Origin of the sequence: Flavobacterium sp., from assembly GCF_049240005.1 — a bacterium.
GTDB lineage: Bacteria > Bacteroidota > Bacteroidia > Flavobacteriales > Flavobacteriaceae > Flavobacterium.
The window spans coordinates 47,301-73,555 of the sequence record NZ_JBMLTK010000087.1; the positions used below are offsets into that span (position 1 = coordinate 47,301).

Sequence of the window (26,255 nt, forward strand, 5' to 3'; positions counted from 1 at the left end):
TTACCACAAGTTCCAACCCAAAATATTGATCTCAAGCACAATACCTTGTGGTTTTGGGTTTTGCGAATTTGGCAGCAACCAGCCGCTACATATTTGAACGCGTTTAGAGATGTTGTACATGCCTCCAATAACAGCCGCACCTTCATTGTTCGAGCCCGAAATCCAATCGCCCATAAGATAAAAGCGTTTAGATAGTTTAAACTCGTAGCCAACCAAAACGCCTGTATCGTTGCCATTGCCCAAAAACATTCGATTACCGTGATACAAACCAACTGCAACTTTTGAACCTTCGCCAATTTTATGACTTAGCAAACCGTAACTGAAAAAATTCAGGTTTTTGTTGTTGAGTTTATTACTCAGGTTCCAACCAATTTGCGTGCCTGCATTGAGGTACAATTTGTCGGTTAATTTAATTTGTTTTTGCAACGAAGCCAGCAAATTTGGGTATACGGAGCCGCTGTTGGCATCGCTGTTGTAACTCAAACGCCAATCTTCGGTAAAGTACGCGCCTTTACCTACTAAATTAACACCGGCATCCCAACCTTTGCCTAAACCATACACAAAGTGTCCTTTGCTTTCGAGCTTGTGTTGATAGACGTTTAACTGATGTTGATAGAAAATCTTTCCTTCGGGTGTAACATCGCCAGACGGAATGTTAAATAAATTTTGTTGTGCGTAAAGCGAAAAAGAGCTTAAAGAAAAAAGGAAAGTGAAAAAGAAAATACTTGAAATTCGATTAACACGTGACAATGTTGTTTGTTTTTAGTGCTGCAAAATTAAATCCCGATTTTCTTCAGAACACATCATTTAACAAATCTTATAGAGGCGTTTGCGCATATTTTTTTCCAAATGCCTGAATTTTTCCAGACAGAATTTCTTTTCCTGTTTTTTTGCTTTCGGAAGCCAATTGTTCGTCGGTTTTTAGTGCGGCAAACGATTCGTTTTGGATTTGCTCGTAGGTTTTTTCGAGGAGTTTTAATTCGCGAATTTGTTCTTCCACGCGCGATTTAACGGCGAGTTCGCTTTCTTCGAGTAGATAGTCGTACGTGCCTTTTGGTGCAAGTAGTTTTGCTAAAATCGGTGCGGTTTCTACACACAAGAAAAGAAGCATGATAAATAGCGACGGCAGTGCGGGCAAATCGTTTAAGGCACGGATGCGCGCCATGAGTCCGTCGTACTTATTGATAATCGGTTTTCCCTGTGCGATTTTCGACTCTTGTTCGGTTTCGAGTTTTTGTTTGTTCTCGTTTAGTGTAGCGAGTTTAGCGGCGGTTATTTTTCGCAACGAATCGAGTTCGGATTTAGCCGTATTGTGTTTGGCGATTTTCTCTTTAAACACGGGGCCTTTTCCGATTTTAAGTGTGCCTTTGGTTCCTTCGGCTTCGGCGATGTAGGTGCTATACAAATCGTTTACCTCTTTTTCTTTGGCGGCAAGTTGCGCTTTCAGGCTGTCGGTTTCGGATTTGATGTCTTGCAAATTGGCTGCGAAATAGGTTTGTACTTCTTTTTTGTTTTGCAAGGCGAGTTTGTTTTGTTCGGAAAGCAGTACGGCATCGATTTCTTTTTCGAATATTTTAATTTCGAGTGGTTTTGAAATCACAACGGCGATGATTAAGGCGAGTACGAGTCTGGGAACGGCTTGTAAAACTTCGTTGGTAAAGCTGTCGCGTTTTTTGAGTGTAGAAACAATGTAGCGGTCGAGATTAAAAATGAGTGAAGCCCAAACCAAACCAAAGATTACGGCTGGATAGATGCTATCGAACACCGTGAATAGTGCGTAAGTAGCGGCAAGAAACGCCATTACTGCGGTAAAGAAAACGGTGGCGCCAATTCCCACGTATTTGGTTTGTTCGCCTTCGCTGCATGTATCGAGCAGCTGACGGTCGGCACCGGAACACAGAATAAAAAATCGTTTTAACATGATTGATGAGATTGATGATGCACGAAATACAAATAGCGCGCCAAATTTTTTTGCACAATTGTTGCAGCCCCGATTGCAATGGAAAGGCAAGGAAGTTTGGGCAGACTGCGGTTTGGCGGAAAAGAGCGACCAAAGGAAGCTACTTTACTGCCTTAACCGAAGCTGCCCAAACAACTTGACTTGCAATGAAAAGCGGGAATTGCTGCCCTAAAAATCTATAAACCTGAGTTCGATTAAAAATCTTTGTCAGATCGCTTGAAATCAACAAATTGTAAAATCAAATAGCAATGGAAAGGAACAACATCCAAGCTAAACAAATAAACGGCTGCCTACTTCGTTAGATTTTTTTGCGATACTACAGTATCCCAATAAAAATCCGCCTTGTAATCAACCATTTATCTGTTTTCTGACCGCAATTTTTAAATCGAACACAGGTTGGAAATTATTTTAACAAACCACCGCCTGAATTTATTTTATCGGTGTTGATGTCGGTATTGTCTTTTTGCAATTTAAGGTTACCGAAATTATAGGTTAGCGAAACGCGGAACACTCGTGAATCGCGCTTTTCGTAAAAAGTTGAGCGAATATTTTCACCGGGAATTAGGGCTGTTGTTTTATTGATGTTGAACAAATCGAAACAATGCACGCCTAATTTTAACCTTTTGTTCATAAAATCGCGGTTGAGTGAAATATCGAACTGTTGAATTGGTTCTGTAACCTTATAAATTTCCCAAATTCCTGTTGGAACATAGAAATAATTAAGCGTTGAAACGATATCATACGGCAATTGAATTTGCGCTTGACCGCCGTACGTAAATACTCCGTCGTTTTTAAAACCTGTTGAAAATCCGTCGGTTGTAGTTTTTTGATACGCGATATTGGCATAGATGTAGTTCATTTTATCCGGATTTGCCATTCGGGTATTGAACTCGTTTTTACCTTTAAAGATGTAATCGAGTGGAATAGGGAAATTGATATACGACGAGAAGGTTTTAAAGCGATCGATTTGCACGAACGTTCTGTTGGCAACGAGTTCGCCGGGTTCGGCAGCGATTACAAACTGGTTGGCATCTTTAGAAACGCTGTAGTTTACACCCAACTGAATGTAGTTGAAAGCGGAGAATGTAGCGCTGAAGTTGTCGAAGAATACAGGTGCGAGCAGCAAGTTTCCTTCGCTGGCGTTGTAGCGGTTAAAAAGCGAATTGTTGTTTGGATCGATGTTGGTATATCCGGGCTGATTCACTTTTCGGTTGTACGACGAGTTAAGGTTTAGCTGATCGTTGAATCGGTAGTTTAGGGAAATACTCGGAAACAAGTTGGTGTTGGTAAATTTAATTTCGTTGGCAACGGTTGATGCATTACGGGTTACGTTAAAATCTTCGAATCGAATACCTGCTGTAAACGAGAATTTCTTGATGCTTTTGGTGACTTGGGCATAGAAAGCGAGGTTGGTTTCTAGGTAGTCGAAATCGATCGCATCGGTGAAAGTTCCGTTATCGAAGATGTCTTCGTTGGTGCTTTCAAAATTGTAGCGACCGAAGTTAGTTACCTTTAAGTGATTGAATTTACCTCCGGTTGTAAAATTGAGTTTTAGTTTGGTAATTGGGAGGTTGAAATCGTACTTAAGATAGTAGTTGTAAAGATCGAAGTTGAGGTCGCTGTTGTTAAAGGTACGCGCGCCGTCTTCTTGAGAAATCGATTTATTTTTAGGAGTTCTTCCGAAGTAATTTCCGTAGGCGATAACATCGACGGTACTTCCGATGGTGTCGAGTTTGAGTTTGTACTGTGTACTGGCTTCGTGGAAATTTGTTCTTTCTTCGGTAAGACCGTTGTTAAGGAAGTCGATACTGTTGCCTGTTGCCGTGCTTGTATTGTAATTATCGTCGTTCGAAGCCGACATATTGTAATTGAACAGCAAGTTTGATTTATTGTTTATGCGGTAATTCAGACCGGTTCTCCAATACAGATTTCGGTTAATGGTTTGCGTAAAGTTTTTCTGATCGAGCGTAACCGGTGGCGTTAAAGTGGTGAAGGTTTGCGTGCTGTTATTTTGGTTTTCGCTTTCGATGTAGTTTACACCGAACATGGTTTGCCAGCTTACTTCTTTAACTTTTCCATTAAGTAGTATTTGCGGGCTGGGTTTTTGGTACTCGTTGAAGTTGTAATTGATGTTAAAGCTTGCGTTAACACCTTTCATTTTGCGTGAAGCGGTAACGATATTGATGATAGATCCGCTGGCATTTGCGTCGAATGCAGCGCCTGGGTTATAAATAAGTTCGATTTTTTCGATAGCGCCCGCTGGCAAACTGTTAAGGTAGTTTTCTAAATCCTGGCCTGTTAAGGTGCTTGGCGCTCCGTCGATGTAAATTTGAACGCCACGTCCGTTAAGTGTGAGTCCGCCGCCAGGCGATTTCACCACACCGGGAATACGTCGAACCGCGTCCATGGCATTACCGGAATTGAGCATGCCGTTGTCTTTTACATTGACGGTTGTTTTATCGGGATCGATTTTAATGAACTTCTTTTGTTTGGCAGTGATGGTAACTTCGGCGAGTTGCTGTGTTTTTGTTTCGAGTTTTAAGTCGGGCAAAGCGATGGTAGTTTCGCCGGCTTTGACAGCAAATTTTTGCGACTGAATGGGGCTGTCGAGTGCGGTAACGTCGATTACGTAGTTGCCTGGTTCGAGATTTAGTTCGCGTTCGATTTTACAGCCGAGTACGTTAAAGATAATGGGTGAAGAACCGTCGGCTCGCGCGAGCGTTACGGTTCGAAGTTCTTCGTCTTTTTCACAAGAGAGGTTAGAAAGCGGTGCGTTAACCGTAATTTTAACCGGCGTTTTCTGTGAAAACACACTGGCTGAAACGAGCAAAAATAGCCCTAGTACGAGTGATTTCATGAGGATTGATTTGATTGATGATGTGGAATAGACGCTGCGCTTTAGAAAATGTTACAGCTATTTTGAGATTTTTTTAGGAAATGTCGTCGATAGCGAATTTTGCGCAAAGTAGGCTACTGCTGCAGCCTAAGCTATTTTTTGAATAGCTGAAGATTGATTTGAAGAATAGATCGCTGAATTTTAAAACCTACGAGCTAAATCAGATGTGCGTAGGCGAAAACATGTGCCTTTTTTAAAAATCTGAGGGCATGGGTGGTTGCCAAAAGACACTTTCGAAATTTTGTACTTGATTATCTACGACGCGAATTCCTTCGTTTTCAAGCAATTGTTGCATGAGATTGGATCCTGGAAAATGATGTTTCCCGGTGAGTAAACCAATGCGATTTACGACGCGATGGGCAGGAACGTCGGGCAGATTGTGCGCGGCGTTCATGGCATAACCTACAACACGAGCCGACTTGGCCGATCCTAAACATTTGGCGATAGCGCCGTACGTACTTACCCGACCTTCGGGAATTTGACGTACAACTGCATACACACGTTCGAAAAAAGGATCGTCTTGACTCATCCGAAATAATATTCCAATATATTAATGATGGTAAAGATGGAAACCAAACCTGTTACCGAGCCAATGATGTAATTCATGTTTTTAAGAATTACTGCTGTTTTGCTTTCCAACTTCGAAAACAAACTGATGTAGCAATAGAAAGCCATAAAAGAACCAACCGCTGCTCCGGTAACAAAATTTCCAATCTCGGAGTTTTCAAAGTCAAAATACCCAAAAGACGACAAGCTAACGCTAACAATTACGTAGAATGGTATCGGAAAGAAATTGATGGCCGAAAGCAACATACCAAAAAAGAATCGGCCTTTTTTTGAACGCACTTTCACCTCTTTAGCCGATTTTGGTTTGTGCGTTCCACGACTAAAAAAATAGATGGTTAGCAGAATAAAAATAGCTAATCCGATTTCGCGCAACAGGATGACAACTTCGGGATGTGCATCGATAAAGCGTGCAAAAATCAATGCAATTACCGTTTGGAAAATCACTGTGAGTGTAGCTCCAAGCGCAAACATAACTGCACGTACTCTTCCTTCATCGAGGGCGATACGCGCTGCGGTCATGTTTATGAGTCCGGGTGGAATGATACCAATAACTGCCGCTACAAAACCGAAAGTAATGGGTAAGACTATTTGTTGTGCTACAAATGCCGGCAATAAGAGAGGGAGTGCGGCGTACAAAATTATTGGTTATTAATGGGTTACAAGCTAAACCGAAGATACGTAATTGCTTTGTTAATTTCCAAATATTGTTGCTCGTAAAACGTCTGAATTTCAGTAACCTCTGCCGGAGCACCTTCGTTTTTATAGATATTGTGGTTGGCGTAGTGTACTGGTAAGCCGAGACCATGGAGCAAACCCAAGGTATATCCGTGCATAAACTCAGAGTCGGTTTTTAGGTTTACAAAACCGTCTTTCACGAGCACTTTGCGGTATTTTTCGAGGAAATCGCTGTTAGTCATGCGGTGTTTGGTTCGCTTGTATTTTATTTGAGGATCTGGAAAAGTAATCCATATTTCGGCGATTTCGGCTTCAGCAAAAATCTGATCAATTAATTCGATGTGTGTTCGAACGAAAGCTACATTCGGAAGGTTGTTTTCGATTGCCGTTTTAGCACCACGCCAAAACCGTGCTCCTTTCACATCTATTCCAATGTAATTCACTTCCGGATTTCGTTTGGCCAAACCAATCGTGTATTCACCTTTTCCGCAACCTAATTCCACTACAATCGGATTGTCGTTTCCGAAGAATTCTTTACTCCATTTTCCTTTCAAAGGAAAATTTCCTGCAACTACTTCTTCTCTTTTTGGCTGTAGTACATTATTAAATGTTTCGTTCTCTTGAAATCGCTTCTGTTTATTTTTGCTTCCCACGCTTTTGCTTAAAGTTTTGATAAGATTAAAGAAATGCAAAGTTATCAAAGCAAACCTACCTTTGCACAAAAATAAAGATGCCAAATACCGTAATTGTTGCACCGTTAAACTGGGGATTAGGACATGCCACGCGCTGCATCCCGATAATTAAAGCTTTGCAAGCGCTCGATTACGAACCAATCATTGCCTCCGACGGCATGGCTTTGGAACTACTCACCAAAGAATTTCCCGACTTGCAAAAGCTGGAACTCCCTTCCTACAACATTGAATACGCCAAAGAAGGAAGAAATTTCAAATGGAAAATGCTAGCGAATTTACCCGCGATGATCGACGCTATTTTAACGGAGAAGAAAATCATTAAAGCTTTTCTGAAAGAAAATGAAGTTTCGGGGATTATTTCCGACAATCGATTAGGAGTATACAGTAAAAAAATTCCGTCGGTTTTCATCACGCATCAACTGAATGTTTTAAGCGGTAACACCTCGTGGTTGAGCACGGCCTTACATAAAAATGCGATTAGAAAATTTACGGAATGCTGGGTTCCCGATTTTCAACACGGGCAAAACCTTTCGGGGAAACTCGGCAAAAGCAACGACCGTTCGCTGCGCGTAAAACATATTGGTGTTTTGAGTCGATTTGAAAAAGTGGATACTGAAAAAATCTACGATTTAGGCATAGTGCTTTCGGGTCCGGAACCGCAGCGCAGCTTACTTCAAGAACATTTGGAAAAGCAGCTTCCGGATTTCAACGGTTCGGTTTTACTCGTACGTGGCATTATTGAAGCCGAGCAAAAAACACAGATTGCCGGAAATGTGACAACCTATAATTTTATGACTTCGGAACAGCTCGAATTTGCGTATCAGCAATGTAAATTATTGATTTGCCGTTCGGGTTATACTTCGCTGATGGATTTGGCGAAGCTTGAACTTTCGGCATTTTTAATTCCAACGCCTGGGCAATTTGAGCAGGAGTATTTGGCAAAGAGATGCAAACGTTTGGGAATGGCGCCGATGGAAAAACAGGAACGCTTCGAGCTTAAACAGCTCAACGAAATAAAGTTATACGCTGGGTTTCCGAAGGTTGATGGCGACGTAAATTGGAAAAAATTATTCCGCCTTTTCGATAGTAAATGAGAACTCGGAACCTTTTCCGAATTCACTTTCAATGTAAATTTTCTCGTCGTGTGCTTCGATGATGTGTTTTACAATCGACAAGCCCAGACCCGAACCGCCTTCGGCACGTGCCCCGCTTTTATCTACGCGGAAAAATCGTTCGAATAAACGCGGAATGTACTGCGGTTCAATGCCCTCACCATCGTCTTTGATGCGAACAATAATTTTATTGTCGGTTAGGCTTTCAATACCTACTTCGGTCGAACCGTTGACTTTTCCGTATTTAATGGAATTCACAATCAGGTTTACAAGAACTTGTTGAATTTTCTCTTGATCGCCAAAAACACGAATCGGACGCGGATATTTTCTGTCGAAAGACAAAAGAATATTCTTTTCTTCAGCTTTCATTTCCAACAGATCAAACACGTTTTGCACTAACTCGACAATATTGAACTTACTGAGATTGAGGTTTAAATCGCCCGACTCCAACTTCGAAATCATATCTAAATCTTGCACGATAAAAATGAGTCGTTCGACCCCTTTTTCGGCGCGTTCGAGGTATTTTTTGCGGATGTTTTTATCGTTCATAGCGCCGTCGAGTAGCGTGAGTAAATACCCTTGTACAGTGAACAGCGGAGTTTTTAGTTCGTGGGAAACGTTTCCGAGAAATTCGCGTCGGTATTCTTCGCGTACTTTCAAGGTTTCGATTTCCATCTTTTTGTCCATGGCAAATTTCTTCACTTCGCGCGTAAGCGTAGCCATATCGGTAGTGATGGGTTGGTTTCGAAAAGAACTCGACTCGAGGAACGACACGTCGTCGTAGATTTTTTTTACTCTTCTATAGATAAAGACTTCAACGCGGTATTGAATAACAAAAAACGAGAACGTATAAACGGCCAGTGCAAACAATAGCAAAAACCACAGGAACGGCAGCGCTTTTGGAAGGAAAAAAAACCAACTGAGAAAACCTACAAAACCAGTTGCAAATAAGGTGATGTACAAGGACGACTTACCTGCAAAGCGATACGTTTTCTTGAAAGTAAGATTCATGCTGTATTAAAAGAGTTGGTGCAAAGGTGCAAAGTTTTATTATACTTCGAACTTGTACCCTACTCCTTTTATGGTTTTAAAGAAATCTTCACCGATTTTTTCGCGCAGTTTTCGGATGTGAACATCAATGGTTCTGCCACCAACAATCACTTCGTTGCCCCAAACTTTATCGAGAATTTCTTCTCTTTTAAAAACTTTGCCTGGCTTGGACGCTAGAAGGTAGAAGAGTTCGAACTCTTTTCGCGGAAGTACAATTTCTTCGCCGTCTTTGACAATTTTGTATTCCTCGCGATTAATTTCGATTCCGCCTACGTTGAGTTTTTCGGAATTGGTATCGCTTTCCTTCAATCGGCGTAACAAGGCTTTTACTTTCGAAACGAGCAATTTCGGTTTTATGGGTTTGGTGATGTAATCGTCGGCACCGGCATCGAAACCTGCTACTTGCGAGTAGTCTTCGGAGCGCGCTGTAAGAAAGGTGATAATTACGTTGGCGAGTTCTGGTGTTTTGCGAATGATTTCTGTAGCTTCCATCCCGTCCATTTCGGGCATCATCACATCCATAATAATTAAATGGGGCAACTCTTTCTTGGCTTTTGCAACGGCTTCTTTTCCGTTGGCAGCCGTACTAATTTGATATCCTTCTTGCGATAAATTGTAACCTACAATCTCAAGTATATCTGCCTCATCATCAACGAGTAAGATTCGAATATCTTTCTTTTTCATACGTGAACTTTGGTTTTAGCGATTGTAAATGTAAAGATAAAAAAGAGCTCAGCAGAAGGCTTTACTGTAATTTAAAGACTTAACATTCTGTTAATATTTAACAAATGTATTGGTAACGCTGTCTTAACGTGGAGCTAAAACGATAAGCATTCCTTTGCACCAAATTTAAACAACACTTCCATGAGGAATTTTTTAAGCGTATTTTTTCTGTTAGTTGGAACTGTGGCTTTTGCGCAGAAAGGAACTATTGCAGGAAAAATCACCGACAAAGATGTGAACAACGAACCGATGTCATTTGCAAATGTTGTGCTTAAAGGTACAACAATTGGCACGGCCACGGACATCGACGGAAATTTTGAATTAGCTGTTGACCCGGGGAACTATACTGTAGAGATTAGTTTTGTGGGTTACGAAACAATATTGGTTCCGGTAACTGTTGTCGCAAACCAAACGGTAACGATAAACCGCGCGATGAGTACGGGCAGCGTTAAGTTAGAGGATGTGGTGCTCGTTCAGCAGGTTAATAAGGAAAAGCAAAATGCACTAATCTTAGACCAAAAGAACGCCATAGAAATTAAGCAAAGTATTGGCGCTCAAGAGATGCAACGCAAGGGTGTATCGAACGTTGAACAAGGAGTAACAAAAATTAGTGGTGTATCAAAAGTTGCCGATCGAGGTATTTTTATCCGAGGATTAGATGACCGTTACAATTATTTACAAATCAACGGATTGAATTTTATTCCTTCAGATCCAAATTTAAAAACGATTCCGTTACAGTTTATTCCAACGGATATTGTTCGAAATATTGATGTATTTAAGACGTTCAATCCGAGTTTATATCAGGATTTTGCGGGTGCATCTATTAATGTATGGACCAAAGATATTCCGTCGAAGGGTTACACCAAAGTAAGTATATCAACAGGTTTCAACACCGACACTTTCGGAAAGGATTTTAAGACGGACGGCAAAAGTGGATCCGATTATTTTGGATTTGGCTCGAAGAGTAGAGAAATACCAACGGTGTTTAATGAGAATAATCCGCGAGGATATACGGCTTCGCCACAGGAATCGCTTGGTTTATTCAATTCCTCTTGGACTCCAGAAGTAAATAGCGCACCGGTAACTGCAAACTTTGGACTCACCACTACAGATGTTTTCAACTTGTCTAACGATAGAAGAATAGGCTATCTTATAAATGTGAACTTTGGAAACAATTATTTGAATCAAACTGGACAGCGCAGAAACCTGAATACGGAAGGAACTGCTTTCAAAGATTTTCAAGTGGGAAGATTCACGTACACCACCCAGAAATCGGCTCTCTTATCTGTAATTTTCAAAAAATCAGGTAAATATGAGTTTTCAAACAATCTTATCTTTCTTCAGAATTCTGAAAATCGAATCGAAGAAATTCAAGGTGAGAACACAGACTTTATCACGATAGATCGACCGTTCTTCTTACGCGATGCTGTTTACTCTCAGAACACGAGTATAGGGTTACAGCACCTTGGAACATTATTTTTCAATGAGAAAAAATCGGAATTCAATTATGGAATTGGCATAACCAGGGGAATCAACGATATGCCAGACCGTAAAATTTTAATTACAGAAGGCGTTGGTGCCGATGCAGATTTTGTTACGTTTAACGGCGCTAACCCGTTCCGTTTTTTCTCAAACCTAGTTAATAATAACATCAACGCGAAAGCTGAATACAGTTTGAATTTCGGAAAGGGAGAAGACGAATTGTACCGCAATAATTTAAAGTTTGGAGTAAACTCTGACTTCACGAACTATAATTTTTTCAACCGTACTATTCGTTTAAATGGCGGTGGAAACTTAGCCGATACTTCAATGAATACGGATGATCCTCAGAGCTTCTTTAATCAAAATTTTCAAAACGGCTCTTTATTTTATCAGAGTACATCTGACCCAACTTATGAAGTTGAAGTGAACCAATTTATTCAAGCAGGTTACGTAACATATACAAAAACTTGGAAAAAACTGATCCTTGATCTTGGTGTTCGTATCGAGTATTTATTTAGAGAGACTAGATATAGAAACGAAACTGATGCTATTACCGCGCCAAAGAAAACAAGCACATACGATCCAATCGATTTTAATCCTGCTTTAAACTTAAAATATCTATTAACAGATAAGGCAAACTTGAGATTTACTGCGTCGAAAACCTCTACGAAGCCAAGATTTAGAGAAATCTTACCTTTTAGATATCAAGATGGAGACGGGAATTTCACTTTTGGAAACAAAGACCTTTTAAATACACAGAATTACAATGTAGATTTAAAATATGAGTACTTTCCAAATAATTCCTCTTTACTATCCGCAGCAATTTTCGGTAAAGTAATTAATGATCCGATAACGCGTTTACTTGAGGGAACTTCTACTGGATTTCTAACTTCGTATGAAAATTTTGACCGTGCAACCTTGTATGGTTTAGAAGTTGAGTCAAATTTCGGATTAGATCTACTTTTTAAGGAAAACGCTTTGGCAAAAAGATTTAATCTAGGTTTAAATGCGATCTTCATGAAGTCTAAAGAAGAAGCAGACCCTACAAAATTCCCTAGACTTACTTCATCAAGCCGATCTTTACAAGGTGCGTCGGACATTATATTCAACGGCGATATCGTGTATGATTTGATTAAAAACACCAACACCGAATCGAAAGTGTCGTTTATTTTCAACACCTTTTCGGAACGAATTTATGCTGTAGGTACAGACGGTGCTGCTGACATTAAACAAAAACCAATAAATACCTTAGATTTTACTTGGAGAAATACATTCAAGAAAAAGTACCAATTGAATTTAACGGTTCGCAATCTTCTCGATGCTGAAATACTTGCCACACAAGATCCAACAAGAGCAATTGCAAATCCAGATGCATTTAGCAACGTGAATAACAGACTCACGCAGGGAACTAATGTTAACTTAGAATTTACATACACATTTTAGCGGTAAACTTTTCTTAATAAAGTTTTGATTTACTGATAACTTAAGCTTAATGATAACCTAAAGTGCCTATTAGTAGTAGCGAGTACTTTTGTTCAAAATTAATAACAACATAAAAATGAAAACTAATTTTCTAAAAGTATTTACCCTTACACTAGCCATTGTAGCAGCTAGTTGTTCATCTGATGACAATGGACCGTCGGTACCTAATTTCGAAGGGACAGTTCTACAAGGTGAAATTGCTACAGACTTAAACATTCCAGAAGGCGATTACAATTTGAAAGGTGCTGTTGTTGTGAAGTCGGGAGCTACGCTTACAATAGAAGCAGGAACAACTTTTACAGTTACCGCTGCAGACCAAGCAATAGGCGCTAATTACCTAATCGTTGAACAAGGTGGAAAGTTGATCGCTGAAGGTACTGCAAGTGCACCTATCGTGTTCACAGCTGAGTCTGCTTCAGTTGGTGCTTGGGGAGGTATCATCTTAAATGGTAAGTCAACCTTAAACGTAGCAGGTGGTACTGAAATCGCAGAAGCCGGAGGGTTAATATACGGTGGAACTATACCTGCAGACAATTCAGGAATCTTGCGTTATGTGCGTGTAGAATACGCTGGTGCAGCAATTACAGGTGGAACAGCAGAGTATAATGCCTTCTCTTTCTTTGGTGTAGGAAGTGGAACTATCCTGGAAAATTTACAAGCTTACAAAGGTGCTGACGACGGATTTGAATTCTTTGGAGGAACTGTAAATGCTACTAACCTTGCAGCTTTTGGTTGTGAAGACGATAGCATTGACTGGGATCGCGGTTACACAGGAACAATTAACAATGTATGGGTTAAACAACCTGCAAACGGCGACTTCGCATTTGAATGTTCTAATTTACCAGGGGAATTTAACAGAACGCCACGCGCTAATGCAACGGTTAACAATGTAACTATCGTTGGATCTGGTAACGCTACAAAAGCTGCCTTCAATTTCAAAGAAGGAACAGCTGGAACTATTACAAATGTAGTCGCTACAAATGTTGGATACGGAGTAGATTTGAGAAATCAGTTAGACCAATTCACCGATTTAACATTGAAAATAAATAATGCGAACATTACTTTTATTACTGCTTTGACCAGAAACGGTATTGCTAACAGTACAGTTAATATCGACAGCATGGTAAGTGTAAATGCTAATGCAAGCGGTGCCAATGTTAGCCCATTTAACAACGGAACTTGGTTAAGAAACTTATAGTAGTTATTAGAATTAGTTACCAAAATGGCTGCTCTCGGGCGGCCATTTTTTTTGCACACACGTAAACACGATTACCCCCACAAGCGATTGCAGCAGAAATCTTACCACAACCGCCGCCTGCAGAATGGTACCCCGACAGCTATCTAGGGCAGCAAAAAGCGCGGTGCCGCGGCGGTACAGAGCGGCATGCGACCAAAAAAACAATCAATTATCCCAAAAAATTATTTTTGGAACGGATTTTGAAATAAAAATTGTAGTTTTACACTATCTTTTGCGTGATGAAAAAAATATACTTCATATTCGTTTTCTTTTTACTTCTTGCTGCGGGCAGTGTCCAAGCACAAGACGGTAAATCGGCATTGACCAATATCGAAGGTTTGAATTTTTATCCGAACCCTGTAAGCAATGGCAAAATTTACATTACCACTGCCAAGCAAAGCTTAGAGAAAGAGGTAACTATTTTCGACGTGCTAGGAAAGAAAGTGCTTAACACTACGCTAACGACTAAAGAACTTAACGTTTCTTCCTTAGCACCTGGCGTGTACATTATCAAAATCAGAGAAGCTGAGGCTACTGCCACAAGAAAACTGATCGTCAAGTAGTTAGCCAACCCGCCCAAAATCATAAATAACGATTCTTTTACACGGCTTTTTTGCATTACTGCAAAAATCGTCGTTATCTTTGCAGCATAAAATATTAATAAGTTTAAAATGAAAAAACTTTACACTTTATCTTTAGTGTTGTTTGCGGGTTTGACATCGTTTGCACAAGTTTTCTTTTCTGAAAACATGGGAACACCAACTGCAACTACAGCCATTGCAGCACACACCTTTCAAAATGCTGCACCATTTGTCTTTACCGGTACAGCAGATGCTCGTGCTACAGCAGCCTCGACAGGATATTCTGGAGCATCGGGTTCAGGAAACATATTTTTTAATGCCGATACTGAATTCTTTCAAATCGACGGGCTAAACACAGCTTCTTACAGTCAAGAAAACATAACGTTATCGTTTGGCTACACAGGAACTAGCGCATTGATATTGGAGCAATCGACAAACGCAACAGACTGGACTCCTATAACGTATACGCTTGCAACGGGAAGTGCTTGGCAACTTGTTGTAGCTGATGCAAATCAAATCATTCCTTCTGCTACTCTGTCACTACGATGGAGAGCTACTTCAACGGCTCAGATCCGAATTGACGACGTAAAACTTAGTAACGGTGGTTCAACTTGTACGTTAGCCCTAGGAGCTTCTTCAGCAACTTGCGATGCGAACACAGCCGAAGTTGACACCTACACGGCTACACTAGCCTTCACAGGCGGAGGAAATACCGCAGTGACAATTAGCACAAACGCAGGAACAGTTAGTGGAGATGATCCTTCAACTGCTGCTACAGGAACTATTACCGTTTCTGGAGTAAGCGAAGGTACTGCTCTTATTATTACTGTTACTGGAGGCGACTGTGATTTGAGCGCAACTATTGCTAGTCCGCAATGTAATGCCATTTTGGATTTACCAATTAACGAACCTTTTGATTATTCTGCAGGTGCGGAATTAAATACTGTAGGAACTTGGACTACATTCAATACCGGAGACAATCCAACCATTCAAGCAGGAAACTTGGCATATGCGGGTGTTGCAGAAGTAGGAAATTCTTTAACCTTTGCGGGTACTGGAGCTGAAGCAGCTTTGCGTTTTCAACCAGTTACTGCTGATTTCATCTATACTTCTTTCCTGTTAAATGTAACCGACTATTCTAACGTACCCGATACCGCAACTTCCGGAAATCCAACTTATTTCGCAACACTAAGTCCAGGCGGTACAAATTACGTTGCTCGTATTTTCATCCGTAAGGCTGGAAATCAGTTCAACTTAGGTGGTTCAAACTCAGCTAATATCGCTGACGGACAGTGGGATGCCAACAACTACGATTTAAACAACCCTGTTTTAGTTGTTGTAGGTTACGACTTCGCTAATAATGTTATCAAATACTGGTTTAACCCAACTGTAGCTGGTTTCAACGCGAATACTCCAGCAACTTTCGAAGTAGTGCCAGCAACAGCAATTACAACCATTAACGGATTCATCTTAAGACAAGATAGCGCCACTTCAACCCCAACCATGACTATCGATGCACTTCGTATTGGTTTAGCTCCTAGCGATGTTCTTACAAGAAATGAGCAAACGGCTATCTCTGGCTTAAAAGTATATCCAAACCCAGTTACAAATGGTATCTTAAACATCGAAACTGCTGCTAACGCAGAGCGTAACGTACAAATTTTCGATATCGTAGGAAAACAAGTAGTAAACCTTACTACTGCTACAAACAACATCAACGTATCAGCGCTGAGAAGCGGCGTTTACGTAGCTAAAATTACTGAAGAAGGTAAAACAGCTACCGTGAAGTTCGTAGTGAAGTAATTCCTTACCTCATAATATTTAAAACTCCGGTACGAAAGTATCGGAGTTTTTTTATGTACCCACTTAAACTTTTATAATTTTACCAGGTGAAAGAATTCCAAGGCAATCCGTTTACCATTCGCAGCAAAAAAGAGTTCGATAAACTCGCGCTCAAAGTATTTCGGTACCAGTTCGAAAACCAGCCCACCTACCAGCAATTTTGCACGCTATTGAAACGAACACCCGATGTGGTAAAAAACGTCGAACAAATTCCGTTTTTGCCCATTTCATTCTTTAAATCGCACCACATTATTACAACCGATTGCCAGCCAGAAATCGTTTTTGGCAGCAGCGGAACCACACAAACCGGCAAAAGCAAACATCCGGTTGCAAAAGTCGAGATCTACCGCGAGAGCTTTTTACAAGCCTTTCAGCTGCAATACGGAAACCCCGAAGATTACATCATCCTCGCCTTGCTTCCCTCCTACCAAGAACGCCAAGATTCATCGCTCATTTTTATGGTCGACGAGCTTATCGCACGTTCGCAACAACCCGAATCGGGCTACTACCTAAATCGAAATCAGGAGCTTATCGAAAACCTACTGGCGTACGACCGTTCCGGGAAAAATGTTCTACTCATTGGCGTTACCTATGCCCTGCTCGACCTCATCGAAACGCAAACGTTCAAGTTACAGAACACGATAATCATGGAAACCGGCGGCATGAAAGGTCGGCGTAAAGAGCTCGTGAAATCCGAATTGCACGAATTGCTCTGTGCCGGATTTGGTGTATCAAACATTCATTCGGAGTATGGCATGACCGAATTACTGTCGCAAGCCTATTCCCTTGGCAAAGGCATTTTCGAGTGTCCGCCTTGGATGGATGTGCACATACGCGAAGTACAAGATCCGTTGCAATTTGTGCCAGCGGGGCGCAGTGGCGGCATTAACGTCATCGATTTGGCTAATGTGTATTCGTGCTCGTTTATTGCCACACAAGATCTGGGAAAAAAATTCGAAAACGGTTCGTTCGAAGTATTGGGTCGGTTCGACAACGCCGACATCCGAGGCTGTAATTTACTGGTTCAGTAGTTTTTTTGGGCGGCATTTCGCGCCTTTCATTGCAATACAACCTCACGTTTGCGGTTCCGGGGCCGCTTTGTTACAGCTTCCGTTGGTCGCTGCACCAAAACTGCCGTCACACGCCACCGCGTCGGCTGTATTTCCATTGCAGTCACGGCCGCGAAAATCGTTACCACGCAACTTCACTGGCTTTAAACGTCTCGCTTTGTGAGACAAACCAATTGGTTTTACTTTTCAAAATTGAAAGTAGAAGTATTCTACAGATACCTTTCCTTGATAATCAATGCTATAGACAATTGAAACAAAAAGCAATTCTCTTTCAGAACTCTTTTAGGGTATGAGAATGTTTTAAAGTTTGATTATTTATCTAGGCTGGAAAGGCTATTCTTTAACTAAAAATAAATAGATGATTTGAGGATTTGTTACGTGGGTGGATATTGTTATTTTTGAAAAAGCGAGTTAGTTGCCATAGGAAAGAACTTGGAAAATTTTAGACTTTATCCAATATGAAAGCGAGAATTTAGATTTACTTTTGACGTATTAGTCCAAACAATTAAAACAAAATGCAAACATTTGGAGAGTATTTACGCGGCAAACGAGAACAAATAGGGCTTCCACTGAGGAAAGTGGCTGCTGAGCTTGACATTGACACTTCAATTTTAAGTAAAATTGAGAGAAACGAGCGAATGGCAACAAAAGAAATGCTTCCAACTTTGGCAAAGACTCTGGAAATTCAAGAAAAGGAAATACAAATAAAATTTATTCAATCCATAGTTTTAAGCGAACTTGGAGACTTGGAGTTTTTGGTTGATGGGCTTAAAAACGTATTGAAGAAAATATGAGTACACAGTTTTTTACTAATAGAGACAATAATAACCTTTTAACAAAATTCCAAGGAGTTCTTGAACACATTCCTAATCTTCATTCATTTGATGCTTTGGTAGGATACTTCCGTTCGACTGGCTATTTTAAGTTAAGGCCGTTTCTTGAAAATATCCAGCATATAAGAATTTTAGTTGGCATAAATGTCGACCAATTGGCGGCTCAGTATACTGCTGTAGGACAACAGTATTTAAAAGATCCCATTGAAACTAAAGAAGCTTTTTTAGAACGGCTCAAAACAGATATTGAAGAAGCGGAATATAATAAGGATGTTGAAAAAGGTATATTTCTTTTTATTGAAGATCTAGTTACAGGCAAAATTCAAATCAAAGCACATCCTGAAAAAAATCTGCACGCAAAAATTTATATTTTTAAACCTCAGAACTTTAATCCTAACTCAACGGGTACTGTTATAACTGGCTCTTCAAACTTTACCGATAATGGACTTGGAACAGCTGAAAAATCAAATTATGAATTTAATGTCGAACTGCGAAGATTCGATGATATTAAGTTTGCATCTGATGAATTTGAGAATTTGTGGCTTGAAGCTATTGATATTTTGCCCATTGACGTACAAGGACTTAAAAAAGTAACTTATTTAAACGATGAGTTTACCCCTTTTGAACTATATATTAAACTACTGATTGAATATTTTGGTCAGAGAATTGACTACGATCCTGCAAATGTTGATTTGTTATTACCTGACAACTACAAACGCCTAACTTATCAAGCAGAAGCAGCGATTGAAGGTTACGAAAAACTAACAAAGTATAATGGAGTATTTCTTGCCGATGTAGTAGGTCTGGGAAAAACCATTATTGCCTCCATCATAGCTAAAAAGTTTGTTTTTGAAAATGGGTATCATTCTAAAATATTAATTGTTTATCCACCTGCATTGGAAGCCAATTGGAGAAAGACAATTAAAGATTTTCACATATGGAACAATTGTTCTTTCATATCAACAGGAAGCTTACACAAGGTTATTGACAATGAAATACTAGATTATCCAAATGCAGACGAATTTGATTTAATCATAATTGACGAAGCTCATAAATTTAGAAACGACACTTCTCAGATGTACGAGAAGTTGCAAACTATTACAAAAACCGACAGACGGATTCCCGGTGTGGATGGTGATGTAAAAAAGAAAGTGATGTTACTAACGGCAACACCACTTAACAACCATCCTGCGGATATTGAAAATCAAGTCTATTTATTTCAAGACAAGCGAAATTCAAATCTACCAGCGGTCAAAGACTTGCAACAATTCTTTACACCATTAAAAGAAGAATATGATAAACTCAAAAAAGATGAAGTTTTAAACGTAAGAAAGGTCAAAGCAATTTTTGACAAGATTCGAGATAAAGTTGTTGAACCTTTGGTTATCAGAAGAACCAGAACAGATATTCTCAACAATCCTGAATATCTAAAAGACATCAAAGATCAAGGCATTGAATTTCCAGACATAAATCCCCCTAATCAAGTTAATTATGAGTTTGACGATAAGCTTTCTCGATTGTTTGATAAAACTATAACCCTTTTAACGGGATTAGATGAAAACGGTAAAGAGGTTGGAGGTTTAGGTTATTACAGATATAGAGCTATTGAATACTTGATAAACGAAGAAGATCGAAAACGATATGGTGATGTAGTCTCAATCTCTGGTCGACTTTCCGCCATTATGAAAACCTTACTAGTGAAAAGATTGGAAAGTAGTTTCCACGCTTTCAAAATGTCGTTAGATCGTTTGTTAAAAAACACAGACCATATGATTAAGATGTTTGAAGACGACAAAGTTTACGTGGCTCCTGATATTGACGTGAATAAATATTTAGACGAAGGCGATGAAGAAGGATTAGAAGCAAAAATCAATTCAAAAGGTGGAAATAATCAAATATATCAATCCAAAGATTTTAAAGAGACTTTTATCCCTTTGCTAAAACTTGACCGCAAAATGGTAGCTGAATTAGTGGAAGCTTGGAAAGAAATAAACTATGACCCTAAATTGGAGAAGTTCTTACTAGAACTGAAAAACACCTTTCTAAAAAAGACTGCCAACCATTCGGGCAAATTGGTAATTTTCACAGAATCCAAAGAAACAATGGACTACATTGAAAATGCTACCAATCAAGCTGGCTTTTCTAAAACAATAGGCATCAGTGCCAACAACAGAAAAGAAAAAGAGAAGACAATCCGCCTGAATTTTGATGCAAATCAAGATAAGGCAGATTGGCAAAATGATTTAGATTTTATTTTTACTACAGAAGTATTAGCCGAAGGCATTAACCTGCACCGTTCGAATGTTATCATCAATTATGATGTGCCCTGGAACTCAACCCGATTAATGCAAAGAATTGGACGTGTTAATCGTATTGGAACGGAAGCAAAGGAAATCAATGTGTTCAATTTTTATCCTTCTGACAAATCAGAGAACCAGATAAAATTAACACAAACGGCAATTAAAAAATTGCAAGCGTTTCATTCAGCCTTCGGAGAAGATTCTCAAATCTACTCGCAATTAGAAGAAGTGGGTGAAGCCGGTTTGTACGGTTCGAAACTAAAAGAGGAAATCAATGAAACTTTACTTTTTCTGCAAGAACTAAGAAGCTTCAAAAAAGACCATAAAAAGCATTTCGACGCCATCGCTAAGATACCGCAAAAGGCACGATTAGCTAGAAATGCTGAAAATGTAAAAACACTTCCCGTTACAAAATGCTCAATAACCTATTTAAAAAGCGAGGGGCATCCCGGAGTATTTTACAAAATAGATGAAACTGGAATTGTACACGAACTTAATTTTGTAGAAGTTGCCAAAATATTTAAGACTACCGACAAAGAAGCGGCGCTAAAGCCATTACCCGAGTTTCATCACGAGCAGGTAAATAAAGCAACAGAGCATTTCAAAACGGTAGTTAAGGTGTCAGAAAACCAAAAAGTAATCAAATCACAATTATCGGCTATTGAAAAACGAGTTTTGAATGTTTTACCAACGTACGCCGCACAAGTGAAAGACCCTTTTTACAAAAAAATTCTATTAAGAACCATTGATGAATTATATAAAGGTTCGCATAGGAAACTTCCAAATAATATTGATGCATTTATCAAAAAAGCAAAACAAGAAAAAATAAACAATTTGGAAATATGGGTAGATAAACTGTACAAAGAAGTATTGGCAGAATATAAATTCAGCGACACCCAATCTGATAGCAACAACTCAAAGGCGAAAAAGATTTTTGCAAAACCTCAAATTGTTATTTCAGAATCATTTGTTTAGGCTATGAAAAATTTATCACAACTCATATCCATCATCAATGATGTTCATTCTGAACTTCAAGCCTCTGCTGTAAATGCTGTCAACAAAGCGTTAACTATACGAAATTGGCTAATTGGCTATTACATTGTGGAGTATGAACAAAATGGTGAAGATAGGGCTGAGTATGGTGCAAAGCTTTTACCAAATTTAGCGGTTAAATTAGAGCACATAAAAGGGATTGATGAAAGAAGCTTGCGAAGTATGAGAAAATTTTATCAATCTTACACATATTTAGACGAAATAATTTGGGGGACAGTGACCCCCAAATTCCAAACAAGTTTAATTCGGGGTACGGCGTCCCCCAAATTCACAGAGGAACAAGCGTCCGCTTTGAAAATGAGGTCATTGACCCCACTTTCTGAAGAAAAACTTAAAGTACCAGCTAATGTATTAATTTCTAAACTTTCTTACTCTCATTTAGAATTGCTTCTAAATATAACACAACCCCTCAAACGAACCTTCTACGAAATCGAGTGTATCAAAGGAACGTGGAGCGTTAGAGAATTAAAAAGACAAATTGCCAGTTTGTATTTTGAACGAAGCGGCTTGTCTCAGAACCCCGAAAAACTGGCGGAGTTGGTGCAACAAAAAACAAAACCACAACTGCCCAGAGACATCATTAAAAACATATATGCTTTCGAATTTTTAGATATTGGTATAAAACCTATCGTGGAAGAATCTGATTTAGAAACTGCACTCTTAAATAATCTCCAGCAGTTTATTATTGAACTTGGCAATGGATTTTGTCTTGAGGCACGACAGAAACGCATTTTAATTGGCGAAACGTATTATTTTGTTGATTTGGTTTTCTATCATCGAATATTAAAATGTCACATTTTAGTTGACCTTAAAGTTGGGGCATTCGATCACGGAGATATTGGTCAATTAAATACCTATCTGAATTTATTTAAAGCAGAAATCACAGAAACAACCGATAATCCGCCTGTAGGCATTTTACTGGTAGCCGAAAAAGACCACGCCTTAGTAAAATACGCTACTGCTGGGATGGACGAAAACCTTTTTGTACAACAATATTTAGTGAAATTGCCAAGTCAAGAACAATTGGTAAACCACCTAGAAACCGAATTGAAACATTTCAGAAATGAATAAAGATACTTTAATACAACTCTTCAAAGCACCTTACAACCGGCAGGCGTTCATCGACAATGCTTTGTTGCCAACGTTTCGAGGCAAAGTGGCTAATCTAAAGATTTTTGATGCACAAGGCGTTCAGGAAAAGGTACTAAGCGCATCAGAGCAGCACTACGCCGTTTCCATTGTGAAATACGGTGAGTTTCAAACCTTAGATGCACTTCCAAGAACTGTAGAACTCTTTGAAGTTATTGTTAATAATAACAAGCAAATCGAAAGAAGCCGTGTGGGTTTGGGCGCGTTGGTAAAAAAGCACATCATCGGAAACAATGCCGTTTTGGTGAATTTTGCCTATCAAAGTCCTGAAAAAAGATCGTGGCGTTTTTCGTTTATTGCCCGTGATGGCGTATTTCAAGATGGCGAAATGCTAATCACCGATACACACCCTAAACGTTACACCTACGTTTTTGGCGAAAAAGATGAAACCTACAAAACAGCCCTCGACCGATTTTTTATTCTCGGCAATGAATTGGAAATTACCATCAACAAAATCAAAGATGCTTTCGGTGTCGAAGCAATGTCTAAAGCCTTCTTCGATGAATACCGTGATGTACATTATGCCGGTTTTGTAGATTATCTGATGCGTTCCCATTTTAAAAAATCGGCTTTCAATGGAAACGATAAAGACGTCCGGGATTTTGTAAAGAAATTATTGGGACGCATTGTGTTTTTGTACTTCCTACAAAAAAAAGGTTGGTTGGGTGCAAAAGACACATCGTATAAAAACGGAGACAAAAATTTTATGACCAATTTCTTTAAAAAAGCAGGTGCAAACGATGCTTTTTATACCAATTGGTTGTCTAAACTGTTCTTCGATGCGTTGAATAACGAACGCCCAAACGACGATTTCACGATGCCAGACGGCGAAGTGGTAAAAATCCCCTATTTGAACGGCGGTTTGTTTGAAAACGAATCTTCTAAATACGACTTTTTGACCTTCCCATCCGATTTATTCACCAATCTTTTTGAATTTTTCGACCAATACAACTTTACCATTTTTGAAGACAGTCCTGAAGAACATACCGTGGCGGTTGACCCCGAAATGCTCGGACATATTTTTGAAAACTTACTGGAAGATAACAAAGATAAAGGCGCGTTTTATACTCCCAAGGAGATTGTGCATTACATGACGCAAGAATCTTTGATTGAGTATTTACACACTCAAATTCCAGAGGCTAATCGCGGCGACATAGAACACTTTGTAAAAAACAAGGTTTCGACAACGCAAAGCCAACTCAGCGCAGCGCATAAAAAATTGATAGATCAAAAACTCGATGCGGTAAAAATTTGCGATCCTGCCATTGGCTCAGGCGCTTTCCCGATGGGTTTATTGCAGGAAATTTTTGGATTAAAAGAACGTATTGCTTACGAATTAGGTTACAAAGTTTGGAGCCCTGCTACGGTGAAAGAAAACATCATCCAAAAATCGATTTATGGCGTAGATATTGAGCGCGGTGCGGTCGACATTGCCCGCTTGCGTTTTTGGCTATCGCTTATTGTTGATGAAGAAATGCCCAAAGCTTTGCCTAACCTCGATTATAAGATAGTGGTGGGCAATAGCTTGGTAAGCAAGTTTGACGACACCGTAATAGAAATAGATTGGGATAGAAAAGGCAGTGTGGGTGAAGCCGACAAGCACGTGCAAGGCGTACAAAATGCCTTAAAAAATATTTCAGAAAAGCAAAAGCAGTTTTTTGAAAGTAAAAGCAACAGCCAAAAAGCCAAACTCAAAGCTGAAATAAGAGACCTAAAGCTAGATGTTTTGATGAACCAACTTTCGTTTAACAAAACCTTCTATCTCAATAAAAACCAGAAAGTAACCGACATGGGGTTTGGCCTGAAAGCCACCGACCACAAAAAGAATTTGGAAATAGATTTGCAAATGGCCGAGTTTAACCAAGCGCTTGCCAAACTCCAAAAACTAAAAGAAAACCCCGATTTAGATTTTAATCACTTCGACTGGAAACTGGATTTCCCCGAAGTCTTGAACCCTTTGGTGAATGAAGAGACGGGCTTTGATATTGTGATTGGGAATCCGCCTTATATCAAAGAATACACAAGCAGAGAAGCATTTGATGGTTTTAGATCTTCGCCTTATTATCAAGGCAAAATGGACATTTGGTATGGATTTGCTTGTAAAGCACTCGATTTATTAAAAGACCATGGTGTAGAATGTTTTATAGCACAAAACAATTGGATAACGAGTTCAGGAGCATCTAAACTTAGAGAAAAGGTTTTAAAAGAAGCTGAAATAAAACTATTTACAGACTTTTGGAACTATAAAGTTTTCGCGAGTGCCGGTATTCAAACAATGATTTATCTTTTGAAAAAAAGCTATCCTGAAAGTGAATATGAATTGAAATACTCAGTTTTGGAGGAAGATAAGTTGACAACCAAACAACTTTATAATTTCTTAGATTTCGATCTTAGAATTGGTTTTGGGAAGAAGTTTATTATCAAACATAGCAATACAAAGTTTGATTCAAAACAAATTGATTTTAATAGTGGTGACTTAGATGAGATCTTAGAAAAAATAAAAAGAAAACAAAATTTTTCACTAAATGAAAAAGAAATAGCCCAAGGTATTGTTCCCAATCCAGACGTAGTGAATTCTCGTAACATCGTAAAAATTCCAAATGATGTCGTTGTAAACAATAATATCAAAGTTGGTGACGGAGTTTTTGTATTAGACAAAGGAAGTCTAGACGGTATAGAAAATTATTTAAAGCCTATGATTGAGCCTAATGAGACAGGTCGATATTTACCAATCTGCAATTACTCAAAAGAAATTTTGTATTTGACAAAAGGAAATTATAATGGTAGTGTAACATCAATACAAAATCATCTTTCAAAATATAGGTATATTATGGAGGATAGGAGAGAGAACTTAAGCGGTAGATTAGAATTTTTTCATTTACATTGGCCACGAGAAGAGACTTTTTTTAAAACAGGTCCAAAAATATTGTCGATCAGAAAATGTGATAAGCCATCATTTACATTCACTGAAAAAGAGGTTTATCCAATGATGGCATTTAACATCATAAAAACTTGCAGGATTGATAACAGATATTTAACCGGACTTTTCAACTCCAAATTAATAGAATTTTGGTTGCGTTATAAAGGTAAAATGCAAGGGGCGAATTATCAAATAGACAAAGAACCAATATTAGATATGCCCATTGTAATTAATCAAACAATTACAATTGCTTCTTTGGTTGAGTTAATCCTATTCATAAATGAAACTAAAATAACCATTTTAAACTCTATCCCCAACAAACAAATTTCCGAAGCCTTCGAAGAAGTCATAGACGCTTTGGTTTTTGAATTGTATTTCCCTGAAGATTTTGCCGAAAAAGGCATTGCGATAGAAAAATATGCCCAAGACATTTTTAAACCCATAGAAGGTTTGAGTGAAGAAGAGCAAATAAAAGCGATACAAGAGGCGTACGAAACTTTGCGTGAAAAGGATAATCCGCTTCGCAATCAAATGGCGAAAATGTATGCTGAGCTTAACGAATTACTAGAGCCTATTTTAAAGATATAAAATGAAAACGCAAGTACAGCAATCACAAAGCCTTTGCAAGCAC

At 39.2% G+C, this 26,255-nt stretch carries 18 protein-coding genes; 10 read left to right on the top strand and 8 right to left on the bottom strand.

Annotated features, from left to right (window positions below; translation table 11 throughout):
• The 6 genes from ACOVQQ_RS09135 to trmB form a co-directional block, all read right to left on the bottom strand.
• On the bottom strand, positions 1 to 750 hold the full coding sequence (locus tag ACOVQQ_RS09135; protein ID WP_421817928.1) for a hypothetical protein: 750 nt from the start codon (positions 748 to 750) through the stop codon (positions 1 to 3).
• 67 nt (positions 751 to 817) lie between these two features.
• Positions 818 to 1,921: a DUF4407 domain-containing protein gene (locus ACOVQQ_RS09140; RefSeq protein WP_421817929.1), complete on the bottom strand. Its 1,104-nt coding sequence runs from the start codon at positions 1,919 to 1,921 to the stop codon at positions 818 to 820.
• Positions 1,922 to 2,363: 442 nt separating this feature from the next.
• A complete protein-coding gene (locus tag ACOVQQ_RS09145; protein ID WP_421817930.1) occupies positions 2,364 to 4,817 on the bottom strand; it encodes a TonB-dependent receptor domain-containing protein in 2,454 nt (817 codons plus the stop codon).
• Positions 4,818 to 5,049: 232 nt separating this feature from the next.
• Positions 5,050 to 5,385 (bottom strand): MGMT family protein, encoded by a 336-nt coding sequence (locus ACOVQQ_RS09150; RefSeq protein WP_421817931.1) that lies wholly within the window; start codon positions 5,383 to 5,385, stop codon positions 5,050 to 5,052.
• Entirely contained in the window at positions 5,382 to 6,059 is a 678-nt protein-coding gene (locus tag ACOVQQ_RS09155) for a LysE family transporter (protein ID WP_421817932.1), read from the bottom strand. Before ACOVQQ_RS09155 ends, ACOVQQ_RS09150 begins: the two co-directional genes overlap by 4 nt.
• Positions 6,060 to 6,079: 20 nt before the next feature.
• Positions 6,080 to 6,751: a tRNA (guanosine(46)-N7)-methyltransferase TrmB gene (gene trmB, locus ACOVQQ_RS09160; RefSeq protein ID WP_421817933.1), complete on the bottom strand. Its 672-nt coding sequence runs from the start codon at positions 6,749 to 6,751 to the stop codon at positions 6,080 to 6,082.
• Positions 6,752 to 6,828: 77 nt separating this feature from the next.
• On the opposite strand from trmB, the gene ACOVQQ_RS09165 reads away from it, so the two are divergent.
• Positions 6,829 to 7,884: a glycosyltransferase gene (locus ACOVQQ_RS09165; RefSeq protein WP_094486431.1), complete on the top strand. Its 1,056-nt coding sequence runs from the start codon at positions 6,829 to 6,831 to the stop codon at positions 7,882 to 7,884.
• Here ACOVQQ_RS09165 and ACOVQQ_RS09170 read toward each other — a convergent pair.
• Both ACOVQQ_RS09170 and ACOVQQ_RS09175 read right to left on the bottom strand, forming a co-directional pair.
• Positions 7,858 to 8,913, bottom strand: coding sequence for a sensor histidine kinase (locus tag ACOVQQ_RS09170; RefSeq protein ID WP_421817934.1), 1,056 nt, complete (start codon positions 8,911 to 8,913; stop codon positions 7,858 to 7,860). The two genes, ACOVQQ_RS09165 and ACOVQQ_RS09170, sit on opposite strands and share 27 nt — an antisense overlap.
• Positions 8,914 to 8,952: 39 nt before the next feature.
• Positions 8,953 to 9,636 (bottom strand): response regulator transcription factor, encoded by a 684-nt coding sequence (locus ACOVQQ_RS09175; protein ID WP_094486429.1) that lies wholly within the window; start codon positions 9,634 to 9,636, stop codon positions 8,953 to 8,955.
• A 180-nt stretch (positions 9,637 to 9,816) separates the two neighbouring features.
• Between ACOVQQ_RS09175 and ACOVQQ_RS09180 the strand changes: the two genes are divergently transcribed.
• The 9 genes from ACOVQQ_RS09180 to ACOVQQ_RS09220 all read left to right on the top strand — a co-directional run bounded on the left by ACOVQQ_RS09180 (position 9,817) and on the right by ACOVQQ_RS09220 (position 26,212).
• Entirely contained in the window at positions 9,817 to 12,600 is a 2,784-nt protein-coding gene (locus tag ACOVQQ_RS09180; RefSeq protein WP_421817935.1) for a TonB-dependent receptor domain-containing protein, read from the top strand.
• A 115-nt stretch (positions 12,601 to 12,715) separates the two neighbouring features.
• Positions 12,716 to 13,837, top strand: coding sequence for a hypothetical protein (locus ACOVQQ_RS09185; RefSeq protein ID WP_421817936.1), 1,122 nt, complete (start codon positions 12,716 to 12,718; stop codon positions 13,835 to 13,837).
• A 278-nt stretch (positions 13,838 to 14,115) separates the two neighbouring features.
• A complete protein-coding gene (locus ACOVQQ_RS09190) occupies positions 14,116 to 14,439 on the top strand; it encodes a T9SS type A sorting domain-containing protein (protein WP_421817937.1) in 324 nt (107 codons plus the stop codon).
• A gap of 108 nt (positions 14,440 to 14,547) precedes the next feature.
• A complete protein-coding gene (locus tag ACOVQQ_RS09195) occupies positions 14,548 to 16,260 on the top strand; it encodes a T9SS type A sorting domain-containing protein (protein WP_421817938.1) in 1,713 nt (570 codons plus the stop codon).
• An 86-nt stretch (positions 16,261 to 16,346) separates the two neighbouring features.
• A complete protein-coding gene (locus ACOVQQ_RS09200) occupies positions 16,347 to 17,330 on the top strand; it encodes an acyl transferase (RefSeq protein ID WP_421817939.1) in 984 nt (327 codons plus the stop codon).
• Between the two features lie 554 nt (positions 17,331 to 17,884).
• Complete coding sequence (locus tag ACOVQQ_RS09205; RefSeq protein ID WP_421817940.1) at positions 17,885 to 18,163, top strand: helix-turn-helix domain-containing protein; 279 nt, start codon at positions 17,885 to 17,887, stop codon at positions 18,161 to 18,163.
• Complete coding sequence (locus ACOVQQ_RS09210) at positions 18,160 to 21,477, top strand: helicase-related protein (protein ID WP_421817941.1); 3,318 nt, start codon at positions 18,160 to 18,162, stop codon at positions 21,475 to 21,477. Before ACOVQQ_RS09205 ends, ACOVQQ_RS09210 begins: the two co-directional genes overlap by 4 nt.
• A 3-nt stretch (positions 21,478 to 21,480) precedes the next feature.
• On the top strand, positions 21,481 to 22,626 hold the full coding sequence (locus ACOVQQ_RS09215; RefSeq protein WP_421817942.1) for a PDDEXK nuclease domain-containing protein: 1,146 nt from the start codon (positions 21,481 to 21,483) through the stop codon (positions 22,624 to 22,626).
• Positions 22,619 to 26,212, top strand: coding sequence for an Eco57I restriction-modification methylase domain-containing protein (locus ACOVQQ_RS09220; protein WP_421817943.1), 3,594 nt, complete (start codon positions 22,619 to 22,621; stop codon positions 26,210 to 26,212). Before ACOVQQ_RS09215 ends, ACOVQQ_RS09220 begins: the two co-directional genes overlap by 8 nt.
• The last annotated feature ends 43 nt before the right edge of the window (positions 26,213 to 26,255 follow it).